Source organism: Pseudoduganella sp. R-32 (assembly GCF_049913245.1).
Classification (GTDB): Bacteria; Pseudomonadota; Gammaproteobacteria; order Burkholderiales; family Burkholderiaceae_D; genus Rugamonas.
Genome location: NZ_CP183987.1, coordinates 1,358,216 through 1,381,776 on the forward strand (window position 1 = coordinate 1,358,216; position 23,561 = coordinate 1,381,776).

Genomic DNA, 23,561 nt, shown 5'->3' on the forward strand with positions numbered 1-23,561 from the left:
GTCTTAGCCGAACATGTAGCGAACCAGCAGGCCGATAGGGAACCACATGCCGAACTGGATTGCGAGGGCGATGAACAAGGCTTGGTTCGATGGGCGCAGGCCGCCGGCGGCACCTTCCGAAATCGTGCGCGTCATCGCTGCATGGGCGACTTCACGCAGCGTCATGCCGGTGGTGGCCACTTCGGTAATGGTTTCGGCCAGGGGGATGCGCGAAGTCAGGCTGGCGAGCAGCCATGGCAGCGGTTTGGGCAGGCCGGATTGCAGGTTCAGGAAGCCGCGCCAGCCGCTCAGGAATTTTTCAGAGAGTGGGCGACCCGGTTCGTAATTGACGCTGCGCAGGAAGCTCTCCAGGATTCCTGCACCCAAGCGGGCGATCAGGCCCGACTGGCTTTCCACGACGCGCGCCAGGATGCCCTGCAAGCCAAGCTTATACGCCATCATGCCGGTCATGCCGACCGCGATCATGAAGGGCGCTGCGACGAAGGCAGCGTAGATCATTGCCGAGCCATGGCTGCTACCGAGTTCGCTGCGGAACAACAGCGTGACGCCCAGTGCGTTGACGATCACCGCAGCAAGCACGGCCAGCACGGTGCGCACGATGCCGGCACCGGCGCCACGGGTGACATCGCCCGCCAGCTGCTTGGCGAGGGCGATCTTGTCGATACTGCTGTTTTCTTCGTTTGACGGTGTCAGGACTTGATTCATGGCCAGCGCAATAGTTGTTTAAAGTTTGGCATTTTAAACAACTAGGGCGGGAATCGGCGCTTTTATTGGATTCAGTGCGCCGGTGCGGATTTTGGACTGTAGCTCGAGCCGGGAGGAGCCCAGAACAGCGGGCCTTTCGGGGAGATTTGCAGGTTGTCGCTCAGACCCTGCTTTTTCAGCTCCCGGCGCAAGCCTTCCACGCCGTCATCGCTCTCGATGATGAAGGCTTCGTCGATCACGTCGCCGTAGTGGCGGTTGGTGGTTTCGATCGCCAGTTCGACCAGGTCGCCGTCGGCTTCAATGCTCCACAGGTGCACGTCTTCGTCTTCGGCGAAAGTCTTGAAGCGCCAGGTGCCTTTGTCCGTCTGCACGAACTGGATCGTGTCGAATTGCTCGTCGGTGGCTTCGGTTTCTTCGTCGTTGATAAAGCTGCTCTTGATGGTCAGCAGGAACAGGACTAATACGCTTTTCATGGGGTCGCCGTTTTGTGCAGGTAATACGCCATTGTAAGGGAGAGGCTCGCGTACGCGCATTTACTAGCGCCTGCCGGACCTGTCAACCCCATATTCCTGCTAGTTATCGGCGAAGCGCCATCTCCATAAACTTCATTCCGTCGACACACACAACGTAGCGACAGCAGCAAACCAAACCACTATTAACTTTATGGAGAAATAAAATGACCCGTATCCTGAACCTGCAAGCCATGACCTCCTACCGCCCAATCGACGAAGACGGCGGCAGCACCTCCAGCGGCAACGGCTGCGCATGCTCGACCGCCAGCGCTGCCCTGTGCTTCATGGGCGACGAAGTGGTTGCCATCTAAGGCAAGCGTCGACCACCGGCAGGCAGTGGCGCGGACGTCGCGCCGCTGTCTGCGCCATACAGGAGAGAACCATGTCCCGCATCCTCAACCTCCAGGGCTTGTCGATCAAAACAGGTCTCGACGAAGACTCCAGCAGCACCAGCAGCAATCAGTGCTGCGCCTGCTCGACCCCGAGCGAATGCGCCTGCTTCATGGGCGAAGAATTCATCGCACTCTGAGCAATCCCGGCAAGGCGGCACGAGGCCGCCGATAGCATTTTCCTCTTCCCAATCATCTTCAGCTTGGTAGGCACAACATGTCAGAATTCGTAATCAAGGACAAATTCATTTATTCGCTGGCGGACAAGAGATACTATGAAACGCTGACACGCTACCAGGCGCAGCACGACGACTTCTGCCTTGGCCTGAAGCGCCGCCTGCCGCAGGACTGGGTCATGCAGCGTCACGAGCTGTGGATGCACTGCATGCCGCCGCAATACCAGTACCCCGACCAGGGCTGGAAAATCCACCTGTCGGCCACTCCCGCGCACGCACCGGCGATCCTGAATACTGCCGCCGCCATCCTGGTCCAGGCGAATGTGCCGTTCAAGTTCGTCGCCGACAAAATGCTGCTGAGCCTGTCGCTTGGCAAGCGCTGGTCGCGCGGCGCGGCAGGCAAGTTCATGGCCATCTATCCCAAGGACGCCGAGCAATGCGAGCGCCTGCTCGAAGCGCTGCACCAGGCTACCATCGGCTTCCACGGCCCCTACATCCTGTCCGATCGCCGCTACAAGGACAGCAAGGTGGTGTACTACCGCTACGGCGGCCTGCGCAGCACGCGCCGCATCGGCACCGACGGCAGCAAGACCCACGTCATCCTCGACCAGGACGGCAACTATGTGCGCGATGAGCGCACGCCATTCTTCAACCTGCCGGCAGGCGTGGTCGATCCGTTCCAGCAGGACCAGCACATGCAGGACGGCGGCGAAGAAGGTACGCTGAAGAAGGGCCGCTACAAGATCGACTCCGTGCTGGCCTACAGCAATTCCGGCGGCGTTTACCTGGCCACCGACCGCGTCGACGGGCAGCGCGTGGTGATCAAGGAAGCACGCCCCTTCACCAATGTCTCGACGCGCGGCCTGGACGCGGTGCAGTTGCTGAAAAAAGAGCACCGCATCCTGAGCTGCCTGAACGGGCTCGATATCGCGCCGCAGACGGTGGACTTCTTCTTCGACTGGGAGCACGCCTACCTGGTTGAAACCTATCTCGACGGCGCGCGCGACTTCCGCAGCTATATGGGCGCGGTGTCGCTCAGCCTGCGCACGCGGCCGGAGCCGGACGCCGGCCAGAAATTCTTCACGCGCTTTTGCGAAGTATTCCGCCAGCTGACGGCCATCGTGCAGGAACTGCATCGTCGCCACATCGTATTCGGCGACCTGTCGATGGCCAATGTGATGATCAGCGCACAGCCGGACAGCGACGCCATCAAGGTGCGCCTGATCGACTTCGAAGGGGCGCACGAAGCCCAGGTCGACCTGGCCGCCCACTTGTTCACGCCCGGCTTCTCGCCGGACGAATTCGGCTCGCGCGGCGTCACCTCGTCGGATGACGACCTGTACGCGCTGGGCGCACTGATGATGGCCGGCCTGTTCCCCATGAATATGCTGTTGACCCTGGACCGCAGCGCCCATAAGCGCTTCCTCGACGCCATGAGCGCCGACTTCGGCTTGCCCGCCCGCCTGCGCCAGGTGATCGAGGGCTTGATGTCGCCGCGCGACCAGCGGCCGGCGCTGGCGGAAGTGGCGCAGGCGCTGGTCGAGCCGTACAGCCTGCCGGCGCCGGTGATCCGCAGCGATGCCTTCAGCACGGAAGGCGCGCACGCCATGCTCGAGCAGATGATGCGCTATATCGATTCCACCGCCGACTTCGAGCGCTATGACCGCCTGTTCCCGGCCGATCCGGAAGTGTTTTCCTCCAACCCGCTCAGCCTGGCGCATGGCGCCTGCGGCATCGCCCTGGTGCAGCACCGCGTGCGCGGCAGGGTGGACAGCGCGGTCCTGGACTGGATCAAGCGCATCCCGCTCAAGCGCGACGCCTACTCGCCCGGCCTGTACAGCGGCCTGAGCGGCATTGCCTGGTTCTGGCTGGAACTGGGCGAGGAAGAGCGGGCGCGCGCCACCCTGGCGCTGGCTGAACAGCATCCTTACCTCAAGCAAAGTGCCGACGTCTACCATGGCGCCGCCGGCTGGGGCATGACGCAGCTGCATTTCTTCGAGCACTTCCGCGAGCCGCAGTACCTGGCGGCAGCGGTCAGCGCCGGCGAATACCTGTTGCAAAGCCGGGAGGCCATGGCGGAAGGACAGTGTGCCTGGCGCACCCCGCTTGGCCTGTCCGCCAGCTATGCGCACGGGGCGGCCGGCATCAGCGCCTTCCTGCTGTACCTGCACCTGGCCACCGGGCGCGCCGACTTCCTGCAGGCGGGCGAGGAAGGGCTAGCCTGGGTCATCGCCGGCGGCGTCGGCAATGAAGATGGCGGCCTGAGCTGGCTGGCGCGCGACACCACGCCCTCGCTGACGCCGTACTGGCGCTGGGGCAGTTCGGGCATTGCCCGCACCTTGCTGCGCTACTGGCACGTCACCGGCAAGGAAGAGTATGCCGCCATCATCGACCGCGCCATCATCGATGCCGACCGCAAGTATGCGATCTACCCGGGCTATTTCTTCGGCCTGGCCGGCATTGCCGAGCTGTTCCTCGACCTGACCCGCTTCGAACGCTGGCGCGAGCAGGCCGAGAGCAGCGTGGCGCGCCTGTTCTCGGGCGTCATGCTGTACGCCCTGGAAGAAGAGGCCGGCACGGCCTTCCCCGGCGAATCGCTGGGCCGCATCAGCTGCGATTTCGGCACCGGCAGCGCCGGCACCGCGCTGGTCCTGCACCGCCACCTGACGCGCTGCGGCCCATCGCTGACGGTGGACAGCCTGCTGCCCGGCTGGCCTGCAGAAGACCGTTAATCCCTCAACCGCAGGCCGCTGGTCGGCCTGCCAGTTTTTCGGAAGACAATCATGGATATCAAGACTGAGCAAGCGCCGGGCGTGATGGCGACCCTGAAACAGATGCTGCCCTTTGGCCGGCGCTTTGCCGGGCGCATTATGCTGAGCCTGCTACTCATCCTGCTGGCGGGCGCCATCCAGCTCACGCTGCCGCTTGGCATCCGGCACCTGTTCGACCAGCTGGTGACCACGCAAGACCGCTCTGGCCTGCACGTGCTGTCGATCTTGCTGGTCGGGGTGTTCGTGCTGCGTGCCGGCCTGGCGTTCTGGGGCCAGTACCTGTTGCAGCTGACGGGCGACAAGATCACCAACGACATCCGGGTTGCCCTGCTGCGGCATTACCAGCGGCTGCCGATCGCTTACCACCACCGCAACCGGATCGGCGAATTCATCTCGCGCCTGTACAGCGACGCCCCGGAAATCCGCAACGTGGTCACCAACCTGACCGTCAACGGCACCATCAACCTGGCCCAGCTGGTGGGCGCCAGCGTGGTGATGCTGTACATGAACTGGCGGCTCGGACTGGTGGTGCTGGCGCTGTGCCCGGCCACCACGGTGGTGGCCAACCTGTACGGCCCGTATTTCCGCCAGGTCTCGGCGCAGATCAAGGCATCGTTGTCGGGCGCAGTGGCGTATGCCCAGGAAACCGTGGCAGGCACGCATGTGGTGCGCATCTTCGGCGCCGACGGACGCGACGTGGCGCGCTTTGCCGACCAGATGGACGGCCACCTGGAGATGGCCGGCAAGGGGCGGCGCGCCGATGCCAGCTATATGGCGATCGTGACCCTGCTGACCGTGGTCTCGACCATCGTCCTGTTCTGGTATGGCGCCACCGAGGTGCTGGCCAGCCGCATGACGGTCGGTTCGCTGGTGGCCTTCTTCCTGTATTCCCAAGGCGTCAACCAGAGCATTACCGTGCTGGCGCAGCAGTATTCCACGATCAACCAGTCGCTGGGCGCCTCGGCCAGGGTGTTCGAACTGCTGGCCGAGCCGACCGAAACGGAAGACCCTTGGCAGGGCCAGCAGTTCACCGCGCGCCGCGCCACCATCGAGTTCAAGGACGTGAGTTTCCGCTACCACGATTCGGTGCCGGTGCTGGAGAAGGTGAGCTTCCGCGCCCTGCCGGGCCAGACAGTGGCGCTGCATGGCCGCAGCGGCATCGGCAAATCGTCGCTACTGGGCCTGCTGCCGCGCTTTTATGCGCCAACCTCCGGCACCATCTGCATCAACGGCATCGACATCACGCAATATTCGCTGGCGTCGCTGCGCTCGGCCATTTCGATGGTGTCGCAGGACGTGTTCCTGTTCTCCAGTTCGGTACGCGAAAACATCCGCTATGGCCGGCCGGATGCCACCGACGCCGAGGTGGAGCAGGCGGCGCGCGACGCCAACGCACACGACTTCATCCGCGGCCTGAAGGATGGCTATGACACGGCAGTCGGCGAGCGCGGCGTGCAGCTCAGCGGCGGCCAGCGGCAGCGCATTGCCATCGCCCGTGCGCTGCTGCGCGATGCGCCGATCCTGATCCTGGACGAGGCCACCTCCGCCGTCGATGGCGAGACCGATGCCCTGATCCATGCGGCACTGGAGCGCCTGACAGCCAACCGCACCACCCTGGTGGTGGCGCACCGCATGAGCACCATCGAACGCGCCGACGCCGTGGTGCACTTGGAAGCCGCGGCCGGCATGCAGTTCAGCCGTGAAGCCGCCTGACCCTGAAAGGACGCCATGAAGCTGATCGCCATCCTCACCCTTGCTGCCGGCCTGCAGGCGCCGGCCGGCGCCGCGCCGGGCGTGCAGCCGGGCGCCTCGATCGAGGGCATTACCGAATACCGCCTGGAGAATGGCTTGCGGGTGCTGCTGGCGCCGGATCCGTCGCGGCCGACCGTGACCACCAATATCGTCTACCAGGTAGGTTCGCGCCATGAAAACTACGGCGAAACCGGCATGGCCCATCTGCTGGAACACTTGCTGTTCCGGCCTTCGCAGAAGTTCAGCGGCAAGGACGGCGTGCCGACGCCGCTGCAACTGCTGAACGGCATGGGCGCCCGCTTCAATGGCAGCACCTGGTACGACCGCACCAGCTACCACGCCACGTTTCCCGCCGGCGGCAGCAACCTGGCGCGCATGCTGGACCTGGAAGCGGACCGCATGAGCGGTGCCGCCATCGCCCGCGACGACCTGTGGAACCCGCACACCGGCAAGGGGGAAATGACGGTGGTACGCAACGAATTCGAACTGGCCGAGAGCGACCCGTTGCGGGTTACCGGCGAACGGGTGCGGGCCGTGGCCTACGACTGGCATAACTATGGCAAGGCGGCAATCGGCGCCCGCTCCGATATCGAACAGGTCGACATCGAGCGCCTGCGCGCCTTCTACCAGCGCTACTACCAACCGGACAATGCGGTGCTGGTGGTGGCCGGGCAGTTCGAGGAAAAGGCCGCGTTGCAGCAGGTGCGGGCGGCGTTTGGCGCGATCCCGCGCCCGGCCCGCACCCTGCCTGCCACTTATACGGTGGAACCGGCGCAGGACGGCGAGCGCAGCGTGACAGTGCGGCGCAGCGGCGGCGTGCAGCTGGTCAGCGCCGGCTACCACATCGCGCCGGCCGGCCACAGCGACGGGGCTGCGCTGGAAGTCTTGCTGCGCATCCTGGCCGACGCGCCGGGAGGCCGCCTGCACCAGGCACTGGTGGCCGGAGGCCTGGCCACCAGGCTGCAGCTGGTGGACAGCGCGACGCGCGAGCCCGGCTTCCTGCAGCTCGGGGCGGTGGTGGCCAAGGATGCCGCCCTCGAGCCGGCCCAGGAGGCGCTGCTGCGTGTGCTGGAAGGCATGCGCGAGCGGCCCGTGACGGCAGCCGAGGTGGCGCGCGCGCGCCAGCAATTGCTGAAAGGTTTCGAGCAGACATCGGCCGACAGTGCGCGCCTGTCGCTGGCCTTGACCGATGCCTTGGCAGCCGGCGACTGGCGCCTGTTCTTCCTGCAGCGCGACCGCATCGCCAGGGTCGATGCCGCTGCGGTGCAGGCGGTGGCAGAGAAATACTTCAGGCCCAGCAACCGGACGCTGGGCCGCTTCATTCCCACCGAACAGCCGGAGCGGGTCCAAGTGCCTGCCAGTGCCGCGCTGGAAGCGGCGCTCGAGCACTACCACGGGCGCGCTGCCGTGCGCCAGGGGGAAGCGTTCGAGGCCAGCCCGGCTGCCATCGAAGCCCGGGTGGAGCGGCTGGCGCTGGCGAACGGCATGCAGGTGGCGCTGTTGGCCAAAGCCAGCAAGGGCGGCACGGTGCACCTCGCGCTGAAGCTGCGCCTGGGCAGCGAAGCCAGCCTGCATGGCAAGAGCGAGGTCGGACCGTTCGCGGCTGCCTTGCTGGCCATGGGCACCCAGTCGACTTCGCGCCAGCAGTTGCGCGACGCGCTGGATGCCTTGCAGGCGACCGTGAGCTTCCAGGGCGGCGCCGACAGCGCCAGCGTGTCCGTGCAGACCGTGCGCGAGCACCTGCCGGCCGTACTGGCGCTGGTGGCCGAGCAGTTGCAGCGCCCGGCCTACCCCGAGCAGGAATTCCTGCAGTACCAGCGCGAACGCGTGGCGCGTACCGAGCAGGCTGCAAGCGAACCGCAAGCCCTGGCAGCCAATGCCTTCCAGCGCCTGCTCAATCCCTTTCCGCCGGGCCACCCGCTGCACACGCCGGCCCTGCCGGACAGCGCGGCGGCGCAGAAGACCGTCACGCTGGAGCAGGTGCGCGCGTTCCACCGCCAGTTGTACGGCGCGCAGGATGCGACGCTGGCGGCGGTGGGCGATTTTGATGCGGCGCAGCTGAAGGAGCAGCTGGCGGCGCTGTTCGGCAACTGGCGCTCGGCCCAGCCTTATGCCAGGATGGCGCGCGCCTACCAGGCGGTGCCCGGTGCGCGGCGCCAGATCGACACGCCGGACAAGGCCAGCAGCGTAGTGATGGCGGCCTATCCCTTGGCCATGCGCGATGACGATGCGGCATTCCCGGCCATGCTGATAGCCAACTATATGCTGGGCGGCGGCGTCATGCGCAGCCGCCTGGCCGACCGCCTGCGCCACGCGGAGGGCCTGTCCTACACGGTCGGGTCGCAGCTGCTGGTGCCGGCGCGCGACGGCGCCGCGCTATGGCTGGCGACGGCCAGCAGTGCGCCGCAAAACAGCGGCAAGGTGGAAGTGGCCTTGCTGGAAGAACTGGGCCGCGCGGCGCGGCAGGGCTTCACGCAGGCCGAACTGGACGCCGCCAAGCTCGCCTGGGCCCAGGCCCGCCAGGTGGCGCGCAATGCGGATGCGGGCCTGGCCGGCATGCTGTCGGAATACCTGTCGCTGGGACGCACCATGGAATTCGACCGGGCGCTGGAAGCGCGCGTGGCCGGGCTGGCACTGGATGAAGTCAACCAGGCGGCGGCGCGGCTGCCGGCAGCGGACAGCCTGGCCGTGGTGAAGGCGGGCGACTTTCGTCCTTCAATGCTGGCGCAGCGCGCGCAGGGAAGCGGCAACGTCAACCCATAAGGCCACTGCCGTTTCGACCCCGACCTCGCGCGGCGGGGCGAAACGGCGCAGCACCAGGCCGGCCTGGCGCAGCATGCGCTCGACGGCCGTGGTGGTCACCGTCACATACTGTGCGATGCCCTGGCGCTCGCCAAAGGCGATGACCTCGCGGATCGACTGCAGCGTATGCGCGGAAAAGCCGAAGCCCGCCGCACCTTCTCCCTCCATCACGAAACGGCTGAGCTCCCAGACCTGTGGATCGTTCGGCGCCGCCTGGCCGCCCAGCAGCTCGGCAAACACATCCTTCAACATATACGGGCCATCGGTCGGCAGCAGGCGCCAGCAGCCGCACAGCAGGCCGCCTTCTTCGCGCAACAGCATGTAGTGGGGATCGATGGCGTCGAAGCCGTCGATCTCCATGCCCCCCAGCACGGAGACATCCCAGCCGCGGCGTTCGCGGAAGGCGCGGGCACGCATCTGGTGCATGGCGACCAGGGTCGATTTCGGGAAGGCACGGCGGGCGGCGATTTCGATTTGCAGCGGCATCTCTGGCTCCTTTGGTTGAAGTGACAGGACCATTTTTATGCGCGTCGCATACGGCGGGAACTAGCAGATCTGCTAGTTCCCTCGGTTCGTTGACAAAAAGCTACATTGGTGATTGAATGTTGGTATTGCTTAAATAATAATCTCTATTTTCAATTGGCAAGCTGGGTGCGGACGAAGGGGAGGCAAGGTGCTGGAACTGGACCAACTGCACACGTTGATGGAGGCGCAAAGCGATACGCAATGGGCGCAAGCCCTGGCTGAGCTTGCAGCCCAACTGGGTTTTGAATATTCCTTGTTCGGCGTGGTGCCCAACAAGGCGCAGCCGCTGGAATCGGCTTTTCTTGTGAGCAATTACCCAAGCGAATGGCGCGCCGCCTACGACAAGCTGCAGCTGCATGCGGTGGATCCGACGGTCAGCCATTGCCTTGGCAGCGGCTTGCCCATCATCTGGCAGCCGGCCAGTTTCCAGGGCGAGCGCCAGCAGCAGTTCTACGAGCAGGCGGCCAGTTATGGCTTGCGCTCGGGCGTGACCCTGCCGGTGCACGGGCGCTCCGGCGAATTCGGCATGCTGAGTTTCGTCAGCGACCAGCAGCAGCGCACGGCCGGCGCCGGCCAGCTCGACACGCTGGCCAGCCTGTCCCTGATCCGCGACTACGCCCAGGAATCGGCGCGCAAGTTCACGTCTGCCAAGGGGGCGCCGGCGCCGGCGGTCAAGCTGACGGCGCGCGAGCTCGAATGCCTGAAGTGGGTGGCGGCCGGCAAGTCATCGTGGGAAGTGTCACGCATCCTGGGCCGCTCGGAAGCCACCGTCAACTTCCACCTTGCGAACATCATGCGCAAGTTCGATGTCAGCACGCGCCAGCAGGCCATTGTCAAATCCATCGCGGCCGGCCTGGTCACGCCCGAATAAGGAGGCGCGGCGGCGCGCGGCTGCCAGGTCGATTTCGCTGATGTGCATGTCCAGGTAGAGCGACAGCAGGATCGCCAGCGGGGCCGGCACCCAACTGCCTTGTTCGATGCGGCTGCCTTGCGACTGGGTGACGCCGAACTGGGCCCAGAACTCGCCTTGGGTTTCGCGCCGGGATAAACGCAGCCAGCGCAATTGCTCACTGACGGCGCGCCTTGCCAGCCGCGCGGGAATTCGGCTCATAGGGGTGATGTTCCTGAAGGGATCGGGGTTCAAGCTTAGCACCGGCGGCCGCGCCGTCGAGCTAGCAGATCTGCTAGTTCCCGCCGTATGCATGGTGCATAAAAATGAAGGCTCTTCGATCCCACCACAAGGAGCCATCATGCAGCTGAACATCGAAATCGCGGAACGCAACGCCTTCCTGCAGTCGGACCTGTTTGCCATGCACCGCCTGCGCGCCAAGGTATTCAGCGAGCGCATGGGCTGGAAGGTGCCGGTCCTGAGCGGCATGGAAATCGACGGCTACGATGCGATGGACCCTTACTACATGATGATGCGCGAGGAGGGCGGCATGCTGCGCGGCTGCTGGCGCCTGCTGCCGACCACAGGTCCGTATATGCTGAAGGACACCTTCCCGGAGTTCCTGCATGGCCAGCCGGCGCCGGAAGACCCGCAGGTCTGGGAGCTGAGCCGCTTCGCGGTCGAGGCCGACGGCGTATCGAGCTTCGGATTTTCCGCCATGACCATGCAGTCGATCGCCGAGATCATCCGCTACGGCCACCGGCACGGCGTGTCCCAGTATGTCACCGTGACGGCCACGGCGATCGAGCGCATGCTGCGCCGCGCCGGCCTGGTCACCCGCCGCCTTGGCGCTCCCCTCACCATGGGGCGCGAGAGCGCGGTCGCCATCTACGTCGACATCGAAGCGTCGATGGAATCGCTTGGCCTGGCGCGCACCACCTTGCTGAACTAGCAGATCTGCCAGTGGCGCCGGCAGCGGCGCCGCCCCTACACTGTGGCGACCAATTCCAAGTACCGCTCCATGACGAATTTCGACAAGAAGCCCATTGCCGCGGCAGTGGGCATGGCCATGCTGTGCCAGCTGGGCACAGCCGCTGCGCAGGAGGTGCCGCTCGGCGCCGATCCCAATTCGCGTTCGGCGTTTGACACCAAGATGTACCGGGTGGAAGTCAAGACCCGCCCGCAAAGCGACCTTGACCTGCGCCGCAACGCTACGGTGGCCAGGCAGACTTTTGGCCGCGAGGAGATCGACAAGTTCGGCGACAACAGCCTGAATGAGGTGGTGCGCCGCCTGCCCGGCGTGGATATCCAGAACGGCCAGCCGCGCCTGCGCGGCCTGGGCGCCGGCTATACCCAGATCCTGCTCAATGGCGAGCCGGCGCCCAACGGCTTCTCGCTGGAGCAGCTCAACCCGGCGCAGGTGGAGCGCATCGACATCCAGAAGGCCGCCACCGCCGACCAGAGTGCGCAGTCCATGGCCGGCAGCATCAATATCGTGCTGCGCAGCGTGCCGAAAAAAGTCCAGCAAAGCGTGCGCATCGGCATGGCCTACGGTGTCGAGCATCCCACGCCCAATGCCAGCGCCCTGTATAGCGCGCGGGCCGGCGACCTGTCCTATTCGCTGCCGCTGTCGGCCTACGAATACCATGGCCGGGCCGACATGCGGGCCAGCCGGCTGGTGCCGCAAGCCGGCGCCGACACCGGCTTCGCGCGCCAGCTGGCCGCCCAAGATATGTGGGGCCACAGCGTCAACACCTCGCCGCAGCTGAACTGGCGCATCGACGAAGAGCAGGGCCTGAACCTGCAAGCCTTGCTGCAGCGCTCCGACTGGCACAGCAAGGTGCAGTTCGATAACCTGGCGGCCAGTTCGCCGGCGCTGTTCGAGGACCCCAGCCGGAATTCGGGCAGTTCCCGCAACCATCGCCTCAGCGGCCAGTGGCAGCGGCGTTTTGCTGCCGACCGCAAGCTGGAGCTGAAATTTACCGGTGGCGAGGCTGCCAATGATTTCGACAACCAGACTTTCCGCGCGGGCCAGCCCTACCGCCGCAGCGTGGGCGACAGCCGCGACCGCAGTTTCACCCAGTCGGGCAAGGTCGGCCAGCTGGTGGGGGAGCAGCACCGGCTGTCGGCCGGCTGGGAACTGGAGACCAGGCGCCGCGACGATGAGCGCCGCATCACCGTGCTCGGGGCCGACCAGTTGCCGGGGATCGACGGCTTGCCGCTGTCAGCCCGCATCAGGCGGCAAGCCTGGTACCTGCAGGACGAGTGGGAACTGTCCGAACAGTGGCTGCTGTACGGCGGCATACGGCGCGAAGCGATCACCACGCGCAGCGACACGCTGGAGCGCCCGGTACGCAACCACAGCGCGGTGCTGTCGCCTTTATTGCATATCAATTTCAAGCCCGATGCCAAGGGACGCGACGTGCTGCGCGCCAGCCTGACGCGCAGCTACAAGGCGCCGGACCTGTATGCCATGCTGGCGCGGCCCACCCTGAGCAGCATCTACCCCTTGCCGAGCCAGGGCAACGATTCGGTGGCAGCCGACCGGGTCGGCAATCCCTTGCTGCGGCCAGAACTGGCAAGCGGCCTTGACCTGGCCTACGAACACTACTTCAACGGAGGAGGCTTGTTCAGCATTGGCGTGTTCCACCGCCGGGTGAAAGACCTGGTACGCAATGTCACCACGCTGGAAGATCCCGACTGGGCCAGCGTGCCGCGCTGGGTCAGCCGGCCCGTGAACCTGTCGCGCGCCAGCAGCAGCGGCGTCGAGCTGGAGCTGAAAGGCCCGGCGGCGCAATTGCTACCCGGATGGATCGATCCGAAGACGCGCCTCGAGCTCAGGGGGAGCGTGAACTTTTACAAGAGCAAGGTGGATGCTGTGCCTTTGCCCAACAGCCGCCTGGATGGCCAGCAGCCCTGGTCCGGCACTTTCGGCTTCGATTACCGGGCGCGCAGCCTGCCGCTGGCAGTGGGCGCCAACCTGTCTTATACGCCCGGCTATGTCACGCAGCAGACCATGTCGCAGGCGCTGGCGCTGACCCACAGCCGGGCCATCGACCTGTATGCGCAATGGACGCTGAACCCGCAAGCCAGCCTGCGCCTGGGAGCCACCAACGCTGCCTCGCAGTGGTCGGGGCGCACCACTACTTCCGAGGATGGGGCGATGCTGGAGGTGGCGAAGAAATCGCGTCCAAGCTACACCTTTGCGCTGGAAATCAAACTGTAGCCGGCCGCTGTTCAGCACCCGCAGGCGGGTTCGCGGCCGCTGGTGTGCGCGGCCTTGCGCAGCAAGCTGCCCTCTCCTGTGCCGGAGGAGAGGTAAAGACGTTCGTCGTAGCCGCAATTGTCGTCGGGGATGGCCAGCAGCAGGTCGCCCTTGCCGTCGCCATCCAGGTCGCCGGCCCAGTAGACGACGGGCGTGGTGTCGCCTTCGTAATGGCCAAGCGCGTCAACGGCGAACAGGAACTGTTTGGCGGAGTCGCCGGTAAGGTGGTAGCGCTTGCGTCCTTCGGCCGTTTTCACCCAGGACAGCACCAGCGGCTGCGCTCCTCCGGGCAAGCTCCATTTACCCAGCTTGCGCAACTTTTCGTACTGGGGGCTGCCGAAATACTGCTCGTCGTTCATCGCGTGCCAGGTGACGACCTTGCCGGGCTTGAGCGGCAGGTTGGCGAATACCGCGCGCGACTTGCCGTCGATGGCGACGCTGTCCAGGCTTTCATCTTCGTCCAGGATATTCTTGGCGCTGCCTGTGCCGACATCAACGCCGACGGGGCGCAGTTCGCATTCCAGCTTCCGGCAGAACAGTCCCAGCCAGGCCGCATTGCGCGGAATGGAATTCGGCACGAATGACCGGGTGCTGTCGATGATGACAGCCGTATCGGCCGCGCCGGCAGTGCCGGCGCAAGTGAGCAGCAAAGCGGCTAGCGAGCGTCGCATCAGGCGTGGTACTCGATGATCAGAGGTGCATGGTCGGAGAACTTTTCGTCCTTGTAGACCGACACGGTATGCGCCTTGGATGCGATGCCAGGGGTGGCGACGTGGTAGTCGATGCGCCAGCCCACGTTCTTGGCGTAGGCCTGGCCGCGGTTGGACCACCAGGTGTATTGCTCGGGGCGCTGGTCGAGGCCTCGGTGCACGTCGACGTAGCCGACTTCGTCGAACAGCCTGGTCATCCAGGCGCGTTCTTCGGGCAGGAAGCCGGAGTTCTTCAGGTTGCCCTTCCAGTTTTTCAGGTCGATCTCTTTGTGGGCGATGTTCCAGTCGCCGCAGATCACGAACTCGCGGCCTTCGGCGCGCAACTGCTGCAGGTGAGGCAGGAACAGGTCCATGAAGCGGAACTTGGCCAGCTGGCGCTCTTCCGACGAAGAGCCGGACGGGCAGTACACCGAAATAACGGTCAGGTTGCCAAAGTCGGCGCGCACGTAGCGGCCTTCGGCATCGAACTCGGGGCTGCCGAAGCCGATCATCACCCGGTCAGGCGCCACCTTGCTGTAGATGCCGGTGCCGGAATAGCCTTTCTTTTCCGCGTAGTGGAAGTGGCCGTGGTAGCCGTGCGGGTTGAGGAATTCCTCGGTCATGTCCGGCGCCTGCGCCTTCAATTCCTGCACGCAGATGATGTCGGCGTCGATCGTCCCCATCCAGTTGAAAAAGCCCTTCTTGGCGGCGGAGCGGATACCGTTCAGGTTTGCGGAAATGATTTTTGGCATAGGTGTTCCGGTTAAAATATCGGCACTTTGAACAGAGATGGGTGCACTATGAGCAATTTGAGGCAAGAGTTTATCGCGTTTTCCGTACAGGCGGGAGTGCTGAAATTCGGCGAGTTTACGACCAAAGCAGGGCGGCAATCGCCCTATTTCTTCAACGCCGGCCTGTTCCATGACGGCGCGACCTTGGCCCGCCTGGCCGACTTCTACGCCCAGACCCTGCTGGACTCCGGCGTTGAATTCGACATGCTGTTCGGCCCGGCCTACAAGGGCATCACCCTGGCCTCCGCGACCTCGATGGCGCTGGCAGGCAAAGGCCGCAACACCTCCTTCGCCTACAACCGCAAGGAAGCCAAGGACCACGGCGAAGGCGGCACCCTGGTGGGCGCCAAGCTGACTGGCAAGGTTGTCATCATTGACGATGTGATCTCGGCCGGCACTTCGGTGCGCGAATCCGTGGAGATGATCCGCAACGCTGGCGCCGAGCCTTGCGCCGTGCTGATCGCGCTCGACCGCATGGAGCGCGGCGGCAAGGATGGCCAGATGTCCGAGCTGTCGGCGGTGCAGGAAGTGAGCAAGAACTACGGCATCCCGGTGATCTCGATCGGCAACCTGTCCGACCTGTTTGCCTACCTGTCGGCCGATCCATCGCTTGCACAGTACAAGGACGCGGTAGCCGCATACCGCAGCAAGTACGGCGTGGAATAAGCCGCGCTGGCGCCAGCCGGGCGTTGTGCTAGACTGTGATTGCTTCCTTACAACATTTAGATCGAGGAAAGTAATGAACATCGCAACGCTCAAGGTGTACGGCGACGAAAGCGCGGTCGCAGACGTGCGGGACGGGCTCCCCAGCGAGCCCGAAAGCGACTGGAAGAAGGGCGACACCAGCCCGACCGGCCGCACCCGCCTTGACCACGGCTTTTACGCCACGCTGGGCACCGACCCCGATCCGGACGGCCTGATGCGCAAGGTGCGCGCCTACCTGCACGAATGCCAGGCGCGCGGCATCACTTTCGATGTGGCGCCGATCCAGGCTGAATTGCGCGTTGCTTTCGCCCCCGCCGCGCCCAACCAGGGCGCTTCCACCCTTGATTTCACGCTGGCCGACATCTCGCTGTTGCTGGAGATGGGCATCGCGCTGAGCATTTCCTCGTGACCGCATGAACCGATTCGCCGAAGACCGCTTCGCCACATTCAAGGGGCGCAATGGCGCCGAACGCAAGATCCATATCTGGGAGCCCGAAAAGCCTGCGGCCGGCGTGCTGCTGGCCATCCACGGCGGACTTGCGCATGCGGGCGACTATGTGACGCCGGCGCTGTATTTCAAGCAGCACCGTTTTGCTACCGTGGCGTTCGACCTGTGCGGACATGAGAATGCGCGCCGGGTGGATATTCCGGACTTCGGGGTATTTATCGAGGAAGTGGAACTGTTCCTGCATTGGGTCAAGCAGCATTACCCGGGCGTGCCGGTGTTTATCATGGGGCATTCGATGGGAGCGCTGATTGCGACGCGCTTCGGGCTGGAGAGGCTTGAGCGTGATCCGCTGGTGAAGGGCTTTGTGCTGTCGTCGCCTTATTACGTGAATGCGATCAAGGTGCCGGCGGTGCTGGAGAAGCTGTCCGGCGTGCTGGCGGCGCTGGCGCCGACCATGAAGGTGCCGATGGCGTCGCTGACCGATGTGCTGACGCATGATCCGTCGATTACGGCGCGTCATCATCGCGACGAGGCGGACGATGTGCGGGCGCGCGAGTGCACGGTGCGGTTTGGCGTGGCGCTGCAGGGCGCGCAGAAAGGTCTGGCGGAGAAGATGCCGACCTGGCGCTGGCCTTTATACGCGGTCGTTGCTGGGGATGACAAACTGGCTGATCCGAAGGCTACCTTGGACCTGCTGGCGATGATTGATCCCAAGCTGCTGGAGTGCCATGTACAGCATGAGAACTATCACGAGAATTTCAATGAGGTGAATCGCGAGGAGATCTTTGCGGATATTCTTCGCTGGATGTGCGGGCACCTGCCAAAACCGGTAAACCAGGGTCAGACACAAGTGTCTGACCCTGTATGATCTCGCGGCCGCGGTGTTGGTTCTAGTCCTTTGACTTTTGTCGAAGATCAAAATCGCACAACCGCAACCCCTGGCTGTGCCGCAGACGGGGCCTGACCCTGCGGGTCAGACCCAGGATTACAGGGTTTAAGAAGCCAGCTTCTTCTTCAGCAGCTCGGTCAGCTGGGCCGGATTGGCCTTGCCTTTCGAGGCTTTCATCGCCTGGCCGATCAGCGCGTTGATGGCCGCTTCCTTGCCCGCGCGGTACTGCTCAACGGACTTCTCGTTGTTGGCAATAACCTCGTTGACGATAGCTTCCAGCGCGCCGGTGTCGGAAATCTGCTTCAGGCCTTTCTGCTCGATGATCGCATCGACCAGGTTCGGGTCTTCCGACTTGGCTTCCCACATTGCGCCGAATACTTCCTTCGCGATCTTGTTGGAGATCGTGCCGTCGGCGATGCGCTTCAGCATGCCGGCCAGCTGCGCAGGCAGTACCGGCGCTTCAGTGATCTCCACACCTTCGCGGTTCAGGGTCGACGACACATCGCCCATCAGCCAGTTGGCGGCAGCCTTGGCGTTCTCCTTGCCTGCTGCAGCAACCACGGCCTCGAAATAGGTGGCCATGCCCTTGGAGGCGGTCAGTACCAGCGAATCGTATTCCGGCAGCTTGTACTCTTCCACGAAACGCGCGCGCATCACGGCCGGCAGTTCCGGCATGGATGCCTTTACACGCTCGATCCAGTCGGCGCCGATGGTCAGCGGCGGCAGGTCCGGATCAGGGAAGTAGCGGTAGTCCTGCGCGTCTTCCTTGGTGCGCATTTCGCGGGTGACCTTCTTGTCCGGATCGTACAGGCGGGTCGCCTGCACCACCTTGCCGCCGTCTTCGATCAGTTCGATCTGGCGCGCGACTTCCACGTGCACGGCTTCTTCGATGAAGCGGAAAGAGTTCAGGTTCTTGATTTCGCAGCGGGTGCCGAATTCCTTCTGGCCTTTCGGGCGCACGGACACGTTGATGTCGCAGCGGAACGAGCCTTCCTGCATATTGCCGTCGCAGATGCCCAACCACATCACGAGGCCGTGCAGGGCCTTGCAGTAAGCCACTGCTTCGGCTGCGGAGCGGATCTCCGGTTCGGAAACAATCTCCAGCAGCGGGGTGCCGGCGCGATTGAGGTCGATGCCCGACATGCCGTGGTAGTCCTCGTGCAGCGACTTGCCTGCGTCCTCTTCAAGGTGAGCGCGGGTCAAGTTCACGGTGCGCGTGACGAACTGGCCGTCCTTCTCGAAGCCGAAGGTCAGCTGGCCGCCCTGGACGACTGGATCTTCGAACTGCGAGATCTGGTAGCCCTTCGGCAGGTCAGGGTAGAAATAGTTCTTGCGGGCGAAGATCGACTGCGGGGCTACTTTGGCGCCGACGGCGAGGCCGAAGCGGATCGCACGGTCGACGGCTTGCTTGTTCATCACTGGCAGCACGCCTGGCAGCGCCAGGTCGACCGGGCTGGCCTGGGTGTTTGGTTCGGCGCCGAACTTGGTCGGCGAGCCGCTGAAAATTTTGGAGTCGGTAGTGAGCTGTACGTGGTTCTCAATACCGATGACGACTTCCCATTCCATATTCTTTTCCTTAAATCGAAGAAGGCGCGCGTTTATGCCAGTCAGTAGCTTGCTGGAACTGGTGGGCCACATTCAGCAGCTTCGCTTCAGCGAAGTAGTTGCCGATGATCTGCAGGCCGACCGGGCGGTTGGCGTTTATCTCACCTTCGCCGAAACCGCAAGGGATGGACATGCCAGGCAAGCCTGCCAGGCTGGTGGACAGGGTGAAGATGTCGGCCAGGTAGTTCGCTACCGGATCGTCTGCCTTCGAGCCCAGGTCCCAGGCCACGGTCGGTGCCACTGGACCCATGATCACATCGCACTGGCTGCCCAGCACATTGGCGAAGTCCTGCGTGATCTTGCGGCGGATCTTCTGCGCTTTCAGATAGTAGGCGTCGTAGTAGCCGTGGCACAGGATGTAGGTGCCAACCATGATACGGCGCTGCACTTCAGGGCCGAAGCCTTGGGCGCGGCTCTTCTTGTACATGTCCTGCAAATCCTTGTAGCCCTCGGCGCGGTGGCCGTAGCGCACGCCGTCAAAGCGCGACAGGTTGGACGAGGCTTCCGCCGGGGCGATCATGTAGTAGGCAGGGATCGACAGCGCGGTGTTCGGCAGCGAAATGTCGACCAGCGTGGCGCCCAGTTCCACGAACTTGGCCAGCGCGGCGCGCACAGCCTTTTCGACGTCGGCAGCCAGGCCTTCGCCGAAGTATTCCTTCGGCACGCCGATGCGCAGGCCGGCCAGCGGCTTGTCCAGGTCGCGGGTGAAGTCTTCGGCAGCGTTGCCTTGTTCAGCGGACAGGCTGGTCGAATCGCGCTCGTCGAAGCCGGTCATGGCCGACAGCAGCAGCGCGCAGTCTTCCGCAGTTTGCGCCATCGGGCCTGCCTGGTCGAGCGAGGAGGCGAAGGCGATCATGCCGAAGCGCGAGGCGCGGCCATAGGTTGGCTTGATGCCGGTGATGCCGCAGAAGGCTGCAGGCTGGCGGATCGAGCCGCCGGTGTCGGTGCCCGTCACGCCAGGAGCCAGCCGGGCTGCCACGGCTGCGGCAGAGCCGCCCGAGGAGCCGCCTGGAACGGCAGACTTGTCCCACGGGTTTTTCACTGCGCCGAAGGCCGAGTTCTCGTTCGAGGAGCCCATGGCGAATTCGTCGCAATTCAGCTTGCCGAGGGTGACCATGCCGGCGTCCTGGAATTTCTGCACCACGGTGGCGTCGAACGGGCTGACGTAGTTGGCCAGCATCTTCGAGCCGGCGGTCGAGCGCCAGCCTTTGGTGACGAAAATGTCCTTGTGTGCGATCGGCACGCCTGTCAGCGGGGTGGCGGTGCCAGCTGCGATGCGCTTGTCGGCTTCTTCGGCCTGGGCCAGCGTCAGTGCGCGGTCCACGTGCAGGAATGCGTTCAGGTCGCTTTTTTCAATTCGGTCCAGGAAGTGGGTCGCCAGCTGGACAGCGCTGACTTCCTTTTTTTGCAGGAGCTCGGACAGCTCTTTGATTGTTTTGGTGTGCATTCGTTTTCCTCTTTAAACCAGTAAACCGGTGTCAGACCCGCAGGGTCAGACACCAATACGCGGCAGTTGCGGGCCGGGTGTCTGACCCTGCGGGTCTGACACCGCCTTACCGGTTTTACTCGATCACCTTCGGCACCAGGTACAGGCCATCTTCAGTCTTCGGCGCCACTTGCTGGTATTCCTCGCGGCGATTCGGTTCGGTTGCCACGTCTTCGCGCAGGCGCAGGGCAACCTGCATGGCATTGGCCAGCGGGTGGGACAGCGGGGCGACGCCCTCGGTGTCCACGGCCTGCATCTGCTCGGCCAGCGCGAAAATGCCGTTCAGCTTGTCCAGCATATTGGCGGAATGTTCAGCGTCCATCTCCAACTGGGCCAGTTTGGCGATGCGTTCAACGTCGTTCAGTGTCAGGGACATGGAATTGTCAAAATGTAATTTATTGGATTGATTGCCTATCACCAGTTAAATCGCGGCGAACGCCGCATAAATCAACGGTTGCGTGCTCGCACAATAGAGTGGATTTAGGGCAAATAACCTGTAGATTATAAGGTACAATCGCGGGTTAATGCGCTGCTGGTGCTGAACACCCGCCTGGCCGCATCTGACCGGATACCTCATATATAACGAATTTTGCGCACAGCGCCCTACAGGACACTCATGTTTGGTTTTTTACGTCGCTATATCTCGTCTGACCTGGCTATCGACCTGGGTACGGCGAACACCCTGATTTACGTCCGCGGCTCCGGTATCGTGCTGGACGAGCCTTCCGTCGTGGCGATCCGCCAGGAAGGTGGTCCAAACGGTAAGAAAACGATCCAGGCCGTTGGTAAAGAAGCAAAACAGATGCTGGGCAAGGTACCCGGCAACATCGAGGCGATCCGCCCGATGAAAGACGGCGTGATCGCCGACTTCACCGTCACCGAGCAGATGCTGAAGCAGTTCATCCGCATGGTGCACGACTCCAAATTCTTCCGCCCATCGCCGCGTATCATCATTTGCGTGCCTTGCGGCTCGACCCAGGTGGAGCGCCGCGCGATCCGTGAATCGGCCCTCGGCGCGGGCGCATCGCAGGTGTACCTGATCGAAGAGCCAATGGCAGCGGCGATCGGCGCCGGCCTGCCAGTGTCCGACGCGACCGGCTCGATGGTGGTCGACATCGGCGGTGGCACCACCGAAGTGGGCATCATCTCGCTGGGCGGCATGGTGTACAAGGGCTCCGTGCGCGTGGGCGGCGACAAGTTCGACGAAGCGATCGTCAACTACATCCGCCGCAACTACGGCATGCTGATCGGCGAACAGACCGCCGAAGCGATCAAGAAGGCCATCGGTTCCGCTTTCCCAGGCTCCGAAGTCAAGGAAATGGAAGTCAAGGGCCGCAACCTGTCGGAAGGCATCCCGCGCTCCTTCACCATCTCGTCCAACGAGATCCTGGAAGCGCTGACCGACCCGCTGAACAACATCGTCTCCGCCGTCAAGAACGCGCTGGAGCAGACCCCGCCGGAACTGGGTGCAGACATCGCCGAAAAGGGCATGATGCTGACCGGCGGCGGCGCCCTGCTGCGCGACCTGGACCGCCTGCTGATGGAAGAAACCGGCCTGCCGGTGCTGGTGGCAGAAGACCCTCTGACCTGCGTGGTGCGCGGCTCCGGCCTGGCGCTGGAGCGCATGGACCAGCTGGGGTCCATCTTCTCCTACGAGTAAGGTTGAGTAAAAGGGCAGCGGAAGCTGCCCTTATCAATTGGAAGACATGGAATACAGTCCACCGCCACTGTTCAAGCAAGGCGCGTCCGCCCGTTTCAAGATGATGGTGTTCGCGTGCATTTCGATTGCGCTGCTGCTGGCCGATTCACGCGTGAATGCGCTGACGGCAGTCCGGCAGGGCGTCGGCTTTGTCCTCTATCCCCTGCAGAAGATTGCGTTGCTGCCGCGCGACGCCATCAGCGGCATGGGCGACTACTTCTCCACGCTGTCGAAGCTGGAGAAGCAGGTCAGTGTCCTGCAACAGCAACAGATCGCAGCTTCGCAGGCCTTGCAGCAGGCGCAGCTCTACCAGGCTGAGAACAACCAGCTGCGCAAGCTGCTCGATGCGCAGCAGCGCGTGCCTGGCAAGTCGCAGCTGGCTGAAATCCTTTACGAAGCGCGCGATGTTTTCACGCGCAAGGTGATCCTCAACCGCGGCATCCAGCATGGCGTGTCTGCCGGCTTGCCGGTGATCGATAACCAGGGCGTAGTGGGGCAGGTGACGCGCGTGTTCCCGTTCACTTCCGAAGTGACCCTGCTGACCGACAAGGAGCAGGCGATTCCGGTGCAGATCCTGCGCAACGGCCTGCGTTCGGTGGCGGTTGGCCGCGGCCAGTCGGGCAACCTCGATTTGCGCTTCATGGCGCCGACAGCGGACGTGGTGGTCGGCGATATCCTGATTACGTCCGGCATCGACGGCGTCTATCCGGCCGGTCTGGCCGTGGCGCGCGTGGTGCAGGTGGAGAGCAATGCCAGCGGCGCCTTCGGCCGCGTGGTGTGCGCGCCACTGGCCGGTACCGAGCGCAATACCGCGCTGCTGATCCTGATGTCGCTGCCGGAAATGCCGCCGCGCCCTCCGGAAGAAGAGCCGGCCGCCAAGCCGTCGAAGAAGAAAGACAAGGAAAAGGTCAAGGCGGAAGCTGCAGAAGCGCCGAAGGAGGCAACCCGATGAACCGTCCACAATACATCCTGCTGCCTGTCAGCCCGCTGTTCATTTTTTTCAGCCTGTTCTGCGCGGTGCTGCTCAACATGCTGCCGTGGGGCCGCTTCTTCGCGGCGCCGGACTTCGTGGCACTGACGCTGGTGTTCTGGGGTGTGCACCAGCCGCGCAAGGTCGGCATCGGCACCGCGTTCTTCCTCGGCCTCCTGATGGACGTGCACGACGCTTCGCTGCTGGGCGAGAATGCCCTGGCTTATACGCTGCTGTCCTATTTCGCCATCATGCTGCATCGCCGGATCCTGTGGTTCCGCGTGACGACGCAGATCCTGCACGTGCTGCCGCTGCTGTTGCTGGCGCAAACCGTGCAGATGGTGGTGCGCTTCATCGTGGCCGGCAAATTCCCTGGCTGGTTCTTTTTCATTGAAAGCGTGGTGGCAGCGCTGTTGTGGCCATTGGCGACCATGCTGTTGCTGGCGCCGCAGCGCCGCGCCGTGGACAAAGACCACACCCGCCCGATCTGAGC

General features: G+C 63.8%; 22 protein-coding genes and 1 pseudogene. 14 read left to right on the forward strand and 9 right to left on the reverse strand.

What is annotated here, in order from left to right:
* Positions 1–3: 3 nt before the first annotated feature.
* Both ACN9MU_RS06330 and ACN9MU_RS06335 read right to left on the reverse strand, forming a co-directional pair.
* Positions 4–705, reverse strand: a complete 702-nt coding sequence (locus ACN9MU_RS06330) for a hypothetical protein (protein WP_426321177.1) — start codon at positions 703–705, stop codon at positions 4–6.
* A 71-nt stretch (positions 706–776) separates the two neighbouring features.
* Positions 777–1,178 carry a hypothetical protein gene (locus tag ACN9MU_RS06335; RefSeq protein WP_426168611.1) on the reverse strand — a complete coding sequence of 134 codons (402 nt, stop codon included), beginning with the start codon at positions 1,176–1,178 and terminating at the stop codon, positions 777–779.
* Between the two features lie 203 nt (positions 1,179–1,381).
* Here ACN9MU_RS06335 and ACN9MU_RS06340 point away from each other — a divergent pair, with 203 nt between their 5' ends.
* The 5 genes from ACN9MU_RS06340 to ACN9MU_RS06360 all read left to right on the forward strand — a co-directional run bounded on the left by ACN9MU_RS06340 (position 1,382) and on the right by ACN9MU_RS06360 (position 9,068).
* The gene (locus ACN9MU_RS06340; RefSeq protein WP_426168613.1) at positions 1,382–1,528 is read left to right on the forward strand and encodes a hypothetical protein; all 147 of its coding nucleotides are present in this window, start codon (positions 1,382–1,384) and stop codon (positions 1,526–1,528) included.
* 71 nt (positions 1,529–1,599) lie between these two features.
* Positions 1,600–1,746: a hypothetical protein gene (locus ACN9MU_RS06345; protein ID WP_426168616.1), complete on the forward strand. Its 147-nt coding sequence runs from the start codon at positions 1,600–1,602 to the stop codon at positions 1,744–1,746.
* A 77-nt stretch (positions 1,747–1,823) separates the two neighbouring features.
* Positions 1,824–4,514 carry a class III lanthionine synthetase LanKC gene (gene lanKC / locus ACN9MU_RS06350; protein ID WP_426344310.1) on the forward strand — a complete coding sequence of 897 codons (2,691 nt, stop codon included), beginning with the start codon at positions 1,824–1,826 and terminating at the stop codon, positions 4,512–4,514.
* 51 nt (positions 4,515–4,565) lie between these two features.
* Positions 4,566–6,266, forward strand: coding sequence for an ABC transporter ATP-binding protein (locus ACN9MU_RS06355; RefSeq protein ID WP_426321182.1), 1,701 nt, complete (start codon positions 4,566–4,568; stop codon positions 6,264–6,266).
* A gap of 15 nt (positions 6,267–6,281) precedes the next feature.
* Positions 6,282–9,068 (forward strand): M16 family metallopeptidase, encoded by a 2,787-nt coding sequence (locus ACN9MU_RS06360; protein ID WP_426321184.1) that lies wholly within the window; start codon positions 6,282–6,284, stop codon positions 9,066–9,068.
* Here ACN9MU_RS06360 and ACN9MU_RS06365 read toward each other — a convergent pair.
* On the reverse strand, positions 9,021–9,593 hold the full coding sequence (locus ACN9MU_RS06365) for an acyl-homoserine-lactone synthase (protein ID WP_426168628.1): 573 nt from the start codon (positions 9,591–9,593) through the stop codon (positions 9,021–9,023). The genes ACN9MU_RS06360 and ACN9MU_RS06365 overlap by 48 nt on opposite strands.
* A gap of 187 nt (positions 9,594–9,780) precedes the next feature.
* On the opposite strand from ACN9MU_RS06365, the gene ACN9MU_RS06370 reads away from it, so the two are divergent.
* A complete protein-coding gene (locus tag ACN9MU_RS06370) occupies positions 9,781–10,503 on the forward strand; it encodes a helix-turn-helix transcriptional regulator (protein WP_426168631.1) in 723 nt (240 codons plus the stop codon).
* 66 nt (positions 10,504–10,569) lie between these two features.
* Here the strand turns inward: ACN9MU_RS06370 and ACN9MU_RS06375 are convergent.
* Positions 10,570–10,980: pseudogene (locus tag ACN9MU_RS06375) on the reverse strand (hypothetical protein); the annotation flags it as partial.
* Between ACN9MU_RS06375 and ACN9MU_RS06380 the strand changes: the two are divergent.
* Positions 10,883–11,473, forward strand: coding sequence for an acyl-homoserine-lactone synthase (locus ACN9MU_RS06380; protein ID WP_426168634.1), 591 nt, complete (start codon positions 10,883–10,885; stop codon positions 11,471–11,473). The pseudogene ACN9MU_RS06375 and the gene ACN9MU_RS06380 overlap by 98 nt on opposite strands.
* A 69-nt stretch (positions 11,474–11,542) precedes the next feature.
* Positions 11,543–13,747: a TonB-dependent receptor plug domain-containing protein gene (locus ACN9MU_RS06385; RefSeq protein WP_426337011.1), complete on the forward strand. Its 2,205-nt coding sequence runs from the start codon at positions 11,543–11,545 to the stop codon at positions 13,745–13,747.
* 11 nt (positions 13,748–13,758) lie between these two features.
* Here the strand turns inward: ACN9MU_RS06385 and ACN9MU_RS06390 are convergent, their stop codons facing one another.
* Both ACN9MU_RS06390 and ACN9MU_RS06395 read right to left on the reverse strand, forming a co-directional pair.
* Positions 13,759–14,457 carry a hypothetical protein gene (locus ACN9MU_RS06390; protein WP_426337012.1) on the reverse strand — a complete coding sequence of 233 codons (699 nt, stop codon included), beginning with the start codon at positions 14,455–14,457 and terminating at the stop codon, positions 13,759–13,761.
* On the reverse strand, positions 14,457–15,227 hold the full coding sequence (locus ACN9MU_RS06395) for an exodeoxyribonuclease III (protein ID WP_426168645.1): 771 nt from the start codon (positions 15,225–15,227) through the stop codon (positions 14,457–14,459). The genes ACN9MU_RS06390 and ACN9MU_RS06395 overlap by 1 nt, the downstream gene beginning before the upstream one ends.
* A gap of 48 nt (positions 15,228–15,275) precedes the next feature.
* Here ACN9MU_RS06395 and pyrE point away from each other — a divergent pair, with 48 nt between their 5' ends.
* From pyrE to ACN9MU_RS06410, 3 genes are all read left to right on the forward strand, one after another.
* Positions 15,276–15,932, forward strand: a complete 657-nt coding sequence (gene pyrE, locus ACN9MU_RS06400; protein ID WP_426168647.1) for an orotate phosphoribosyltransferase — start codon at positions 15,276–15,278, stop codon at positions 15,930–15,932.
* A gap of 73 nt (positions 15,933–16,005) precedes the next feature.
* Positions 16,006–16,380, forward strand: a complete 375-nt coding sequence (locus ACN9MU_RS06405) for a hypothetical protein (RefSeq protein WP_426344311.1) — start codon at positions 16,006–16,008, stop codon at positions 16,378–16,380.
* A gap of 4 nt (positions 16,381–16,384) precedes the next feature.
* The gene (locus ACN9MU_RS06410) at positions 16,385–17,287 is read left to right on the forward strand and encodes an alpha/beta fold hydrolase (RefSeq protein WP_426321193.1); all 903 of its coding nucleotides are present in this window, start codon (positions 16,385–16,387) and stop codon (positions 17,285–17,287) included.
* 126 nt (positions 17,288–17,413) lie between these two features.
* On the opposite strand, the gene gatB is transcribed toward ACN9MU_RS06410, so the two are convergent.
* The 3 genes from gatB to gatC form a co-directional block, all read right to left on the reverse strand.
* Entirely contained in the window at positions 17,414–18,874 is a 1,461-nt protein-coding gene (gene gatB, locus ACN9MU_RS06415; protein WP_426321195.1) for an Asp-tRNA(Asn)/Glu-tRNA(Gln) amidotransferase subunit GatB, read from the reverse strand.
* A gap of 10 nt (positions 18,875–18,884) precedes the next feature.
* The gene (gene gatA, locus ACN9MU_RS06420; protein WP_426337015.1) at positions 18,885–20,360 is read right to left on the reverse strand and encodes an Asp-tRNA(Asn)/Glu-tRNA(Gln) amidotransferase subunit GatA; all 1,476 of its coding nucleotides are present in this window, start codon (positions 20,358–20,360) and stop codon (positions 18,885–18,887) included.
* A 115-nt stretch (positions 20,361–20,475) separates the two neighbouring features.
* Complete coding sequence (gatC, locus tag ACN9MU_RS06425; RefSeq protein ID WP_426168661.1) at positions 20,476–20,775, reverse strand: Asp-tRNA(Asn)/Glu-tRNA(Gln) amidotransferase subunit GatC; 300 nt, start codon at positions 20,773–20,775, stop codon at positions 20,476–20,478.
* A 240-nt stretch (positions 20,776–21,015) separates the two neighbouring features.
* On the opposite strand from gatC, the gene ACN9MU_RS06430 reads away from it, so the two are divergent.
* Genes ACN9MU_RS06430 through mreD form a run of 3 tightly spaced genes read left to right on the forward strand, consistent with a single transcriptional unit; the run spans position 21,016 to position 23,559 of the window.
* Positions 21,016–22,059 (forward strand): rod shape-determining protein, encoded by a 1,044-nt coding sequence (locus tag ACN9MU_RS06430; protein WP_028102363.1) that lies wholly within the window; start codon positions 21,016–21,018, stop codon positions 22,057–22,059.
* A gap of 46 nt (positions 22,060–22,105) precedes the next feature.
* Positions 22,106–23,050 carry a rod shape-determining protein MreC gene (gene mreC / locus ACN9MU_RS06435; RefSeq protein WP_426168664.1) on the forward strand — a complete coding sequence of 315 codons (945 nt, stop codon included), beginning with the start codon at positions 22,106–22,108 and terminating at the stop codon, positions 23,048–23,050.
* Positions 23,047–23,559 carry a rod shape-determining protein MreD gene (mreD, locus tag ACN9MU_RS06440; RefSeq protein WP_130316749.1) on the forward strand — a complete coding sequence of 171 codons (513 nt, stop codon included), beginning with the start codon at positions 23,047–23,049 and terminating at the stop codon, positions 23,557–23,559. The genes mreC and mreD overlap by 4 nt, the downstream gene beginning before the upstream one ends.
* Positions 23,560–23,561: the final 2 nt, after the last annotated feature.